Origin of the sequence: Mycobacterium sp. E3305, assembly GCF_001666785.1 — a bacterium.
Lineage (GTDB): Bacteria > Actinomycetota > Actinomycetes > Mycobacteriales > Mycobacteriaceae > Mycobacterium.
On the sequence record NZ_LZJA01000223.1, the window covers coordinates 57,592 to 69,492 of the forward strand.

9 protein-coding genes and 1 pseudogene are annotated in these 11,901 nt (G+C 67.5%); 5 read left to right on the top strand and 5 right to left on the bottom strand.

The genetic code is table 11. The annotated features are described in order from the left end of the window. Nucleotides 1-42: 42 nt before the first annotated feature. Entirely contained in the window at nt 43-930 is an 888-nt protein-coding gene (locus A5701_RS20830) for a DUF5336 domain-containing protein (RefSeq protein WP_067758149.1), read from the bottom strand. A gap of 265 nt (nt 931-1,195) precedes the next feature. Between A5701_RS20830 and A5701_RS20835 the strand changes: the two genes are divergently transcribed. Beyond that, nucleotides 1,196-2,044 (top strand): LLM class F420-dependent oxidoreductase, encoded by an 849-nt coding sequence (locus A5701_RS20835; protein WP_067758152.1) that lies wholly within the window; start codon nt 1,196-1,198, stop codon nt 2,042-2,044. A 147-nt stretch (nt 2,045-2,191) separates the two neighbouring features. Here A5701_RS20835 and A5701_RS20840 read toward each other — a convergent pair whose 3' ends face one another. From A5701_RS20840 to sucC, 3 genes are all read right to left on the bottom strand, one after another. Further along, nucleotides 2,192-3,715 carry an acetyl-CoA acetyltransferase gene (locus A5701_RS20840; RefSeq protein ID WP_067758155.1) on the bottom strand — a complete coding sequence of 508 codons (1,524 nt, stop codon included), beginning with the start codon at nt 3,713-3,715 and terminating at the stop codon, nt 2,192-2,194. 79 nt (nt 3,716-3,794) lie between these two features. Continuing rightward, a complete protein-coding gene (gene sucD / locus A5701_RS20845; protein WP_067758157.1) occupies nt 3,795-4,697 on the bottom strand; it encodes a succinate--CoA ligase subunit alpha in 903 nt (300 codons plus the stop codon). Nucleotides 4,698-4,709: 12 nt separating this feature from the next. Continuing rightward, the gene (sucC, locus tag A5701_RS20850) at nt 4,710-5,873 is read right to left on the bottom strand and encodes an ADP-forming succinate--CoA ligase subunit beta (RefSeq protein WP_067758160.1); all 1,164 of its coding nucleotides are present in this window, start codon (nt 5,871-5,873) and stop codon (nt 4,710-4,712) included. A 323-nt stretch (nt 5,874-6,196) separates the two neighbouring features. Between sucC and A5701_RS20855 the strand changes: the two genes are divergently transcribed. Together A5701_RS20855 and A5701_RS20860 are read left to right on the top strand one after the other, a co-directional pair. Further along, a complete protein-coding gene (locus A5701_RS20855) occupies nt 6,197-7,246 on the top strand; it encodes a M23 family metallopeptidase (protein ID WP_156670187.1) in 1,050 nt (349 codons plus the stop codon). 1 nt (nt 7,247) lies between these two features. Further along, nucleotides 7,248-7,826 carry a hypothetical protein gene (locus A5701_RS20860; RefSeq protein ID WP_067758163.1) on the top strand — a complete coding sequence of 193 codons (579 nt, stop codon included), beginning with the start codon at nt 7,248-7,250 and terminating at the stop codon, nt 7,824-7,826. Between the two features lie 159 nt (nt 7,827-7,985). Here the strand turns inward: A5701_RS20860 and pcrA are convergent, their stop codons facing one another. Beyond that, entirely contained in the window at nt 7,986-10,322 is a 2,337-nt protein-coding gene (gene pcrA / locus A5701_RS20865; protein WP_067758166.1) for a DNA helicase PcrA, read from the bottom strand. Nucleotides 10,323-10,868: 546 nt separating this feature from the next. On the opposite strand from pcrA, the gene A5701_RS20870 reads away from it, so the two are divergent. Beyond that, nucleotides 10,869-11,201 (top strand): chorismate mutase, encoded by a 333-nt coding sequence (locus tag A5701_RS20870; protein ID WP_082950482.1) that lies wholly within the window; start codon nt 10,869-10,871, stop codon nt 11,199-11,201. Between the two features lie 430 nt (nt 11,202-11,631). Continuing rightward, nucleotides 11,632-11,901, top strand: a pseudogene (locus tag A5701_RS20875) (glucose-6-phosphate isomerase); the annotation flags it as partial.

Here is an 11,901-nt window from a genome sequence, read left to right on the forward strand (position 1 = left end):
TCACTCTCGGCGCACGTCCCGACTAGGCGCGGAACCGCACGGTTAGGACGGCGCTGGACCAGACGGCGACGAAGGCGGCTGCTGCTCCTGGCCGTAGGGCTGCTGGCCGGGCTGGCCGGAGTAATTGGGCGCCGAACCCTCGGAGCCCGCACCGGCCGCGGGCGGCGGGCTGAAGCTGGGGAACCCCGTCGGCGGCGTGGACGGTCCTTGCTGCGCGGCCTGCTGAGGGCCGGACTGCGGCGCGGGCTGGGCGCCGAAACCGCCCGTCTGGACGGCGGTTTGGGTCGGGGCCTGGCTGGGATAACCCCCGTACTGCGAGCCGTATCCCGGATGCTGCGGGGACTGCTGCTGGCCGGGCTGACCGTAATAGGGCTGCTGGCCGTATTGCCCGTACTGCCCGTACTGGCCGTACTGGGCGTAGGGGTCGTACTTGGGCCGCGGCGCAGGCGCCGTGATCACGCCCGCCTCCAACAACACGGCGACGACGGCGGCGATCGCCTGCAGCACGGCGCACGCCACCAGGGGCCACATCGCCCAGCCGATCGAGACGCCGGTGGGCAGGTTGATGGTCTCGGTGATGGCCAGCAACGCCCCGAGGACCGCGATGACCGCGACGATGCCGGCGTAGTTCTTGGCCTTGGGCACCAGGCTCAGGCCGGCCAGCAGTGCGGCCAGGACCGCCACGATGACCGCGGTGCCGGCGTCCCCGGCGCGTCCGCCGACGCCCGGGCCCAGGTCGGCGCCGATGGTGAACGTCGGCCCGAAGTTCAGCAGATACACCGCCAGGCCGAGCACGACCACCGCGATGTTCAGGTAGAGCGGGAGCTTGGTGGCGCCGTCGTCGTCCTTGGTGAACGACGGAGTGCCGCCTGCATAGGAGCCGCCCTGCGGCGAGGGTTGGTATCCGGGGCTACCGGGCGAGTAGGTCATTGGCTCCTCCTGTTGCTTTGCCTGTGAAGTGCCTTGCCGGGCGCGACGGTCGGGTCGCGACGCTGTGCTTGCGGGCGCGCCGTTCCATAAACGCCGTGCCCGGCGGTTGCGTTGCGACGCGATCGATCAACCACGCTAGCGCACTTCGGAACGCCCGTGCCGTGGCCACCGGCTTGGACCGCGATCCGTGCCGCGGGCCTCGCCCGGGACGGCAGGCGCGGCGGCCGCTTGCTCAGCGGAGGTAGAACACGTTCTAATTCTCCCCATGGATTACGGGCTTGTGCTTTTTACCAGTGACCGCGGCATCTCTCCGGCGTCGGCGGCGAAGCTTGCCGACGAACACGGCTTCACGACCTTTTACGTGCCAGAACACACGCACATCCCGATCAAGCGGGAGGCGGCGCACCCGACGACGGGCGACGCGTCGCTGCCCGACGACCGCTACATGCGGACGCTAGACCCATGGGTAAGTCTGGGCGCGGCGTCTGCCGTCACCTCGCGGGTGCGGCTGTCCACGGCGGTCGCGCTGCCCGTCGAACACGACCCGATCACGTTGGCGAAAAGCATTGCCACCCTCGACCACCTGTCCGGCGGACGGGTGAGCCTGGGCGTCGGGTTCGGCTGGAACACCGACGAGCTCGCCGACCACGGCGTGCCGGCCGGACGCCGCCGCACCTGCCTGCGCGAGTACCTCGAAGCGATGCGCGCGCTGTGGACCCAAGAGGAAGCCTCCTACGACGGCGAGTTCGTCAAGTTCGGCCCGAGCTGGGCCTGGCCCAAGCCCGTGCAGCCGCACATTCCGGTGCTGGTGGGTGCCGCGGGCAACGAGAAGAACTTCAAGTGGATCGCCCGCAGTGCCGACGGCTGGATCACCACGCCGCGCGACTTCGACATCGACGAGCCGGTGAAGTTGTTGCAGGACATCTGGGCGGCCGCCGGCCGCGACGGCGCCCCGCAGATCGTGGCGCTGGACTTCAAGCCGATCCCCGAGAAGCTGGCCAAGTGGGCCGAGCTGGGGGTGACCGAGGTGCTGTTCGGCCTGCCGGACAAGTCCGAGGACGAGGTCGCCGCCTACGTCGAACGGCTGGCGGGCAAGCTGGCCGCCCTGGTTTAACGCCCGGGTCCACCCCCGACGTCATTCACCCCCGCGAGACATAAACCACGGCGACCGTCCACGGCGTGTCGCCTCCGTGGTTTATGTGTCGCGCGGCCGGCGGCGGGAGTCCGACCGGGTGAGCCGGTCGGAGCCGGGACCGCCGGTCTACCCCAGCGAAGCCCGATTGCCGTTGTCGGTTGACCACACGAAGATCTCCGCACCGAGTGGGTCGCCGTCGCACATCAAAGCCACGAGATCGTCGTCGTCGGTGGTGGCCATGAATCGCGTGCGGTCCGCGGCGAGCCTGCCGACGATGATGCCGGTGCGGACCGGCCAGTCGTAGCGCACGGAGTACGTCTCGATGGTTGCCGCACCGTCCGGCTTTTTCGTGACGTCGACCTTGGGCAGCGCGGCGACCTCCTTGTTCAGCTCCGCACAGTTGTCCGCGCGCCACTCCACCGGCGTGGTCGAGTAAATACCGACCGAGTACTTGCTCATGATGCCGCCGTTGGCGCCGACGAACCCGAATTCCCCTGGCCTGTCCCGCATCTGGGCGACCGTCTCGGCGATGCCGTGCAGCGAATAGCTGTTGCCGGGGCCGCCGAAATACGGCAACCCTCCGGTGAGGGTCAGGCCGCGCGGGTCGTCGCCGTCGATGCCCAGGGCTTCGCAGATGACGAACACCGGAAACGGAAAGCAGCTGTACAGATCGAAGGTGGCGATGTCGTCGACACCGATTCCGGCTACCCGCAACGCTTCGTGCGCCGCATGGACGGCGGCCGGGCTGGCGCCCAAGTCGGCGCGGTCGAGCATCGCCTGCTCGACCATGTCCGAATGGCCGTGCAGATAAACCCAGTTGTCCTCGGCCACCCCGAGGCTCCTCGCCGCTTCCACCGACATCAGCACCGCCGCGGCGCCCTGGTTGACCTGGTCACGGGCGACGAGCAGACGCGGATACGGGTCACTGATCATCCGGTTGTCGTCGGTGATAGTGATGATCTCGTCGATCGACCGTTCGACCGGCGATGACGAAAACGGGTTCTTGGCAGCCACTTTCGACATCGGGGCGAACAGTTCGGCCATTTCGCGCCGATAGTCGGCCACCCCCCGCTTAAGGCGTGCGCGCCGGGCGTTCTCCAGCAGCCCGTACTGCACGGGTGCGCCGGTCAAGCCGTGCTGGATCGTGTATTCGTCGATATAGCTGGAGATCTGGTGGCCGCGATCCTCCAGCTGACCCTCGACGTGTTCGGTGAAGTCGGGCTTGTCATCACGGTTCGCGAAGTAACGAGCCGTCGACCCCGGCTCGGAGCCCATGATCAGCACGACGTCAGCTGCGCCGGCCGCGATCGTGTTGCCCGCCTCGGTGACCAGCTTCTGCGGGCCCTGCCCCCCGACCGGTTCGAGTACCACGCGGGCCGGGTCGCCGCCCAGCCGCTTGATCACCGAACGCGGGTAGTTGTTGGACTTACCCAGGGTCGCCGGCATAGGTCCGGAGATCTCGAACTGCCGTAGCCCGAAGACCGTGTCGACGGCCTTGGCAACGCCTCTGGCGCCGACGTCCGCGAGAGCCGCCTGCGTGGCCGCGGTCGCGAGGTCGACCGCCGACATGCCCCGATAGTCGGGGTCGTCGATGCGCTCGGTGAACTGTCCGACCCCAACGAGCACCGGAGTACGCGGATCCACCGGCATGACGAACCTCCTGGCAACTGTTAGTTCGACAGGCTAACCGATGGCCGGGGACGGAACGAAACCGCGGTCTCGATTGGAACTACAGGCTCTGCAGGATCTCCCGCGCCAGGGCCGCCGTCTCCGACGGGGTCTTGCCCACCTTGACGCCGGCGGCCTCCAGGGCTTCCTTCTTGGCGGCCGCGGTGCCCGACGAGCCGGACACGATGGCACCGGCGTGGCCCATCGTCTTGCCTTCCGGGGCGGTGAATCCCGCGACGTAGCCGACGACCGGTTTGGAGACGTTGGCCTTGATGTAGTCGGCCGCGCGCTCCTCGGCGTCGCCGCCGATCTCACCGATCATCACGATGACCTTGGTGTCGGGGTCCTTCTCGAACGCCTCGATGGCATCGATGTGCGTGGTCCCGATCACGGGGTCGCCGCCGATGCCGATCGAGGTGGTAAACCCGAAATCGCGCAGCTCGTACATCATTTGGTAGGTCAGCGTGCCCGACTTGGACACCAGGCCGACCGGGCCCGGGCCGGTGATGTTGGCCGGCGTGATACCGGCCAGCGCCTCGCCCGGCGTGATGATCCCGGGACAGTTCGGCCCGATGATGCGGGTCTTCTGCCCTTTGTCGACGTTGTAGGCCCACGCATAAGCGGTGTCCTGCACCGGAATTCCCTCGGTGATGACGACCAGCAGCGGGATCTCGGCGTCGATCGCCTCGATGATCGCGTCCTTGGCGAACTTCGGCGGCACGAAGACGACGGACACGTCGGCGCCGGTCTCCTTCATCGCTTCCGCGACGGTGGCGAACACCGGCAGCTCGACGTCCTTGCCGACCGGGTCGACGTGCGAGACGGTGGTGCCCGCCTTGCGGGCGTTCACCCCGCCCACCACCTGGGTGCCGGCCTTCAGCATCAGCGCGGTGTGCTTGGTGCCCTCGCCGCCCGTGATGCCCTGGACGATGACCTTGGAATCCTTGTTCAGGAAGATCGACATGTGTTGGCTCCCTTACTTGTTCGCCAGCTCGGCGGCTTTGTCGGCTCCGGCGTCCATCGTGTCGGCCTGGATCACCAGCGGGTGGTTGGCCTGGGCCAGGATGCGCCGGCCTTCGTCGACGTTGTTGCCGTCCAGGCGCACCACGAGCGGCTTGTTGGCCTCGTCGCCGAGCATGTTGAGTGCGGTCACGATGCCGTTGGCGACGGCGTCACACGAGGTGATGCCGCCGAACACGTTCACGAACACGCTCTTGACCTGCTTGTCGTTCAGGATGACGTCGAGGCCCGCGGCCATCACCTCGGCCGAGGCGCCACCCCCGATGTCGAGGAAGTTGGCCGGTTTGACCCCGCCGTGCTTCTCGCCGGCGTAGGCGACGACGTCGAGGGTGGACATGACCAGGCCCGCGCCGTTGCCGATGATGCCGACTGCGCCGTCCAGCTTGACGTAGTTGAGGTCGTGCTCCTTGGCCTTGAGCTCTAGCGGGTCGGTGGCGTCGCGGTCCTCGAACTCGGCGTGGCCGGGCTGACGGAAGTCGGCGTTGGCGTCCAGGGTGACCTTGCCGTCCAGCGCCAGGATCTGGTCGTCGGGGGTGCGCACCAGCGGGTTGACCTCGACCAGGGTGGCGTCCTCGGCGACGAAGAGCTCCCACAGCTTGTTGATGGTCACCGCGGCGGCGTCGAGCACCTCGGCGGGCAGGTGGCCCTTCTCGGCGATGGAACGCGCGGTCGCCAGGTCGACGCCCTTGACCGCGTCCACCGGCACCTTGGCGAGCCGCTCGGGCTTGGTGGCGGCGACCTCTTCGATTTCCATGCCGCCCTCGACCGAGCACATGGCGAGGTAGGTGCGGTTGGCCCGGTCGAGCAGGAAGGAGATGTAGTACTCCTCGGCGATGTCGCTGGCCTCGGCGACCAGCAGCTTCTTCACGACATGGCCCTTGATGTCGAGGCCGAGGATGTTCTTCGCGTGTTCGTAGGCGTCGTCGGGGGTGGCCGCGTACTTGACGCCGCCCGCCTTGCCGCGCCCGCCGACCTTCACCTGCGCCTTGACCATCACCGGAGCGCCAACCTCGGTCGCGATTTCCCTTGCGCCCTCAGCGGTGTCGGTCACCCGCCCCGGCGTGGTCGGTACGTTGTGCTTGACGAACAATTCTTTGGCTTGATACTCGAAAAGGTCCATGGACTCTCTGTCTTCGCTCGACTCAACTGCTAGGCCTCTTGATGGGCGGTGCCGCGATCGGCAACTCGCACGGACGAACTGTATCCACTGGCCAACCGCCCCTTTCCGGCGCGTCCGGCGATGTGGCACAGCTCACGGCTCAGCGGCGTACCCCGTTCGTGACTCAAATCACAATTTCGGCGGGATTGCTCGTCGAGGTTGCCAGTTCCGCGAGTTAGCGGATACCGTCTCAGGGTCCAGATAACGTTATGGTCACGATACGAGGACATTTCAGCTTGTCCCAGCACCGTTTTGCTCCTTCTACTGCTGAAACAGCAGGTGTGGTGAGGGTTGGTCGCGCGGCAGGCGGCCGGGGTACCGAGCCCCATCGCAACGAAGTCACCGAAATCCTCCCGCTCGACGGGTTCGATTTCGATGACCTGGATTGGCGCGACGAGGTCTGCGATCTTGGCGACCTCGACTACAGCAACGACTCCACCTTCGACAACGAGGCGCAGGTGTTGCTGGCCCCCGAGCTCGACGACCTGAACGAGGCCGACGACCCGACCCCGCTGTGGCTGGCCGCGCCCGTCACCGAGGTGCTGCCGCGGGTGGTCATCGCGCCCGCCGCCGAGCCCCGTCCCCGTCGCGTGCACACCACCGACGTCGTCGCCGTCGCCCGGCACGGCGGAGCGCACCGCAAGGAGCCGACCAGCGCGGCCCGGGGCCGCCTGCTGATCTCGGCGATGGCCGCGGGCGCGGCCGCCGCGGCTGCGCACACCGCCACCAGCCACGCCGACACGCCGAAGACCGAGGCCGTGCTGACCGCGAACGCGTCGGCGCTCACCGGCGGTTCGGCCAACAACACCATCCGCGGTGCCCAGGTCGTCGCGCTGCAGCCGGCGGCGACCGCCGCGGTGCACAACCAGGAGCTCGCCAAGGGCGTCGCGTTCGCCAACGACCGCGCTCAGCGTGAGGCACGGCTGCAGCAGCCGCTCTACGTGATGCCGACGAAGGGCATCTTCACCTCCAACTTCGGTTACCGCTGGGGAGTGCTGCACGCCGGCATCGACCTGGCCAACTCGATCGGGACGCCGATCTACGCGGTGTCCGACGGCGTGGTCATCGACTCGGGTCCCGCCGCCGGCTACGGCATGCTGGTCAAACTGCGCCACGCCGACGGCACGGTCACACTCTACGGCCACGTCAACACCACGCTGGTCAGCGTCGGCCAGCGCGTAATGGCCGGCGACCAGATCGCCACCATGGGCAACCGGGGTAACTCCACCGGCCCTCACCTGCATTTCGAGGTGCTCCAGGGGGGCACCGAACGAATCGATCCCGTCCCATGGCTGGCTAAGCGGGGTCTTATGGTCGGTAACTACGCTGGTTGAGGTGACCGCGCCCGATCAGCCACCTCCCGGTCCGCCATCGCCCGAATCCGCGTCGCCGTCGGACCCGAAGACCCGCATCATCCGCCGGGCACCCACCGGACCCGTCCCCATAGCGCCGGAAACCCCGACCACGCACATCGCCGCACAACCACCGCCCTACCAGGGCCCGTCTCGCGCGGGGCTGCCAGGCACGCCGGGTGCGCCGGCCGATGGGCCGAGCGACCGGACGGCCGTCGCCGCCTGCGCCGTCAGCATCGTCAGCGGGTGGGCCACGTCGGTGGTGGCGACCGACCTGGTCGCCGGCTGGTGGCGGTCCGACCGGCTCTTCTGCGTCGCGGTCGCGTTCCTGGCCCTGGTGTTCGCCGTGACCACGGTCTCGGGCGTGATCATGCTGCTGCAGCACCGGCCGTTTGGGCGCTTCCTCATCGTCGTCGGCGCCGTGGTCGCCGTGCTGACGTACCTGGGCGTGTTCATCGCCGGTGCCCGCGTGGCGTGGATCGTGCACCTGCTGCCGTTGCTACCGATCGCCAGCGTGGTGCTGGCGATGCACCCGCGCACCAAACGCTGGTTGGAGGCCTGACCCGCCGGCCTGATGGCCGGGTCGTCGCGACCGCAGGGTGATCACCCGGTTCACCGCGGCCCGACCAATAAGCGACTTCGGAATCCGATATCACCCGCGATATCAAATTCCCCGATCACCTCACGGTCGGCACGCCTTCCGACGGCCGGGAGGTTGCGACTAGAGCTTGCTGATCGGCGCGTGGTTGTGCATGAGCTTGACCCGGCCCGCGCTGCCGAAGTCGATGAGCGACATGGCCGATTCGCCGACGCCGGACACCTCCTCGACGCGCCCGAGCCCGTACTTGTCATGGGTCACCCGGTCACCGGGCTCGAGCACCAGCAACGGCCGCTTGCCCGCACCCGAGCGGGTCGGCGCCGCGCGCGGGGTGCCGAACCGGCCGGCACCGCTCACCGGCGCGCTGAACGACGACGCCGGCGCGGTGCGCCGCCACTCGATGAGTTCCTGCGGAACCTCGCGCAGGAAGCGCGATTCCGGGTTCAGCATCGGCTGCCCCCAGGAGGATCGGACGATGGCCCTGCTCAGGTACAGCCGCTGACGGGCGCGGGTGATGCCGACATAGGCCAGCCGCCGCTCCTCGGACAGCTCGGTCGGGTCGTCCAGCGCCCGCATGTGCGGGAACATGCCGTCCTCCCAGCCGGTGACGAACACCACGGGGAATTCCAGCCCCTTGGCGGTGTGCAGTGTCATCAGGGTGACCATGCCGGCGCCGTCGTCGGGAATCTCGTCGCTGTCGGAAACCAGGGAGACCCGTTCCAGGAACTCCGCGAGCACACCGGTGTCCGGCACGTCCTCGTCGTCCGGGGCCTCCAACGACTCGTCCAGCGCGGCGGCGTTGGCCCGGTCGGTGCTGAATTCGTGTGCCACGCTGACGAGTTCGTTGAGGTTGTCCAACCTGGCCAGGTCCTGCGGATCGGTGGAGGACTCCAGCTCGCGGCGGTAGCCGGTACGTTCGAGGACCGACTCGACCAGATCACCGAGATCCTCGTCCAGTCGGCCCCTGAGCTCGTCGAGCAGCTCGACGAAGCCCGCGATTGCCTTCTCCGCACGCGAATTGAGCATCGGCACTCTGCCTTCGGCGGCCGCCACCAACGCGTCGTTGAAACTCGCGCCGGTGTTCTCGGCGTAGACGGCCACGCAGGCCTCGGCGCGATCACCGATGCCCCGACGCGGGGTGTTGAGGATCCGCCGCATGCTGACCGCATCACCCGGGTTGTCCAGCACCCGCAGATAGGCGACGATGTCACGGATTTCCTTGCGCTCGTAAAAGCGCACTCCCCCAACGACTTTGTAGGGAATCCCAGCGCGAATGAACACCTCTTCGAACGACCGCGAGGAGTTGTTGGTGCGATAGAACACGGCCACGTCGTTGTAGGTGATTTCGCCGCGGTCGGCGAGCGCATCGATTTCCTCGGCGACGAACCTCGCCTCGTCGTGCTCGTTGTCCGCCACGTAGCCGACGATCAGCTCGCCGGCACCGGCGTCGGTCCAGAGCCGTTTCTCGCGGCGGCCGGAGTTGCGGGCGATCACCGAGTTCGCCGCCGACAGGATGTTCTGCGTCGAGCGGTAATTCTGTTCCAGCAGAATGGTTGTCGCGTCCGGGTAGTCGCGCTCGAAGTCCTCGATGTTGCGAATTGTGGCGCCGCGGAACGCGTAGATCGACTGGTCGGCGTCACCCACCACGCACAATTCCGCAGGCGGAACGTCGTCGGGCGATTCTTCTGTGGCGTCGTGGCCGACCAGTTCCCGAACCAGCACGTACTGGGCGTGATTGGTGTCCTGGTACTCGTCGACCAGGACATGACGGAACCGCCGCCGGTAATGCTGGGCGATCTGCGGGAAGGCCCGCAGCACCGCGACGGTCTCGCCGATCAGGTCGTCGAAGTCCAGGGCGTTGGCCGCGCGCAGCCGCCGCTGGTATTCGCCGTATACGGAGGCCACGGTGCGAACGAGGTCATCGGAATCGTCCGTCAGCTTGGCCACCGCCTCGGCGGGGTCGATCAGCTCGTTCTTCAGATTGGAGATGGCGTTGGCCAACAGCCGCGGCGAGTAGCGCTTGATGTCGAGCCCCATGTCGCGCCCGATCATCTGCAGCAGGCGGCGGGAGTCGTCGGCGTCGTAGATCGAGAAGTTGGAATTGAGGCCGTCGATCAGGGACGCCTGGTTGCGCAGGATGCGCACGCACGTCGAGTGGAAGGTGGACACCCACATGGCGCGGGCCCGGTTGCCCACCAGCCGCACCACGCGTTCGCGCATCTCGGCCGCCGCCTTGTTGGTGAACGTGATGGCCAGGATCTGGCCCACCCCGACACCGCGCGCCGCGATCAGGTAGGCGATGCGGCGCGTCAACACCGCAGTCTTGCCCGAACCGGCCCCCGCGACGATCAGCAGCGGCGAGCCCTCGTGCACCACCGCCTGGCGCTGTTGCGGGTTGAGGCCTTCGAGTAGCTGATCTGCCTCGGAGGCCAGATTGGCATCGGTTACATACACACTCATGTTGGTCCAAACTTACCGCCGCCCACCGACGCAACACGTCCAGGCGTCAGATCAGGCTAGTCCCTCCGACGCCCCGCACCGGCCAAATCCACGCCGACACAATGGGAGTTTCGCAATCCGATAAGCGACCGCATTTGCGATGGAAAATAATTGCACCCACGTCTAAAAGTGGCCGATAATCGGACCGGGATTTGCGCCGGGCCAATGCCGCCAAATACGCCGTCGGCGCTCAATTTCCCCCGGCGTTAATGCAATCCACACCGGTAAGCAACCATGTCCCGGTGCGCCGGCTCAACCGCGTCCGGCTCGGCCACTCGGCGCGTAATGGCCAGTTCACGCCGACGTTTTTGCGCGGGAACCGATTTTAGTGGCACACTCGTTTGGTGCTCAACGCGCAGTGCCGTCGGCAGTCCTTCACCCCGAACTGCCGCCGATTTTTCTACGGGTACCGGTTCGCGGTCCCCGTGGTCTAGCTGCTTTCGTCAGAGCCCCGTGGTCCGCTTCCTCAAGACCGGGGCTCTTCTCTTTTGTGAGGCCCGAAACAGGATGAGACCACAACCCCCACATCCCGAGAACGCGGAGTTAGCAGAGATGAAGGTTGAGACGGTGGAACCCCCACAGACGACCGACGCCGAAGAGTTGAGCATCGACGACTTGCGCCACGAGATCGACCGGTTGGACGCCGAGATCCTGGCCGCGGTGAAGCGGCGCACCGAGGTGTCCCAGGCGATCGGCAAGGTCCGGATGGCATCCGGCGGCACGCGGCTGGTGCACAGCCGCGAGATGAAGGTCATCGAGCGCTACAGCGAGCTCGGTCCCGACGGCAAGGACCTCGCGATCCTGCTGCTGCGGTTGGGCAGGGGCCGGCTGGGTCACTGAGGTCGCCAGTCACGCCTGGCTGGGTCGCTCGCGTTGCGCCACGGTGACGGCCCGCCGCGCCCGGCTACACCGCGCTTGCGACCGTCACCAAACCCACGGTGACGGCCCGCCGCGCCCGGCTACACCGCGCTTGCGACCGTCACCAAACCCACGGTGACGGCCCGCCGCGCCCGGCTACACCGCGCTTGCGACCGTCACCAAACCCACGGTGACGGCCCGCCGCGCCCGGCTACACCGCGCTTGCGACCGTCACCAAACCCACGGTGACGGCCCGCCGCGCCCGGCTACACCGCGCTTGCGACCGTCACCAAACCCACGGTGACGGCCCGCCGCGCCCGGCTACACCGCGCTTGCGACCGTCACCAAACCCACGGTGACGGCCCGCCGCGCCCGGCTACACCGCGCTTGCGACCGTCACTAGGGTCGGAGTATGACCTCCGCGCAAAGCCTCCCCGACATCACCGCCACCCCAGCGTGGGACGCCCTGCGCAGGCATCACGAACAGATCGGCGCGACGCATCTGCGCCAGTTCTTCGACGAGGATCCCGACCGAGGCTGCGAACTCACCGTCTCGGTCGGTGACCTCTACATCGACTACAGCAAACACCGCATCACCCGAGAAACGCTGCGGCTGCTCATCGATTTGGCGCGCGCCGCTAACCTCGAGGAGCGTCGTGACCAGATGTTCGCGGGCGTGCAC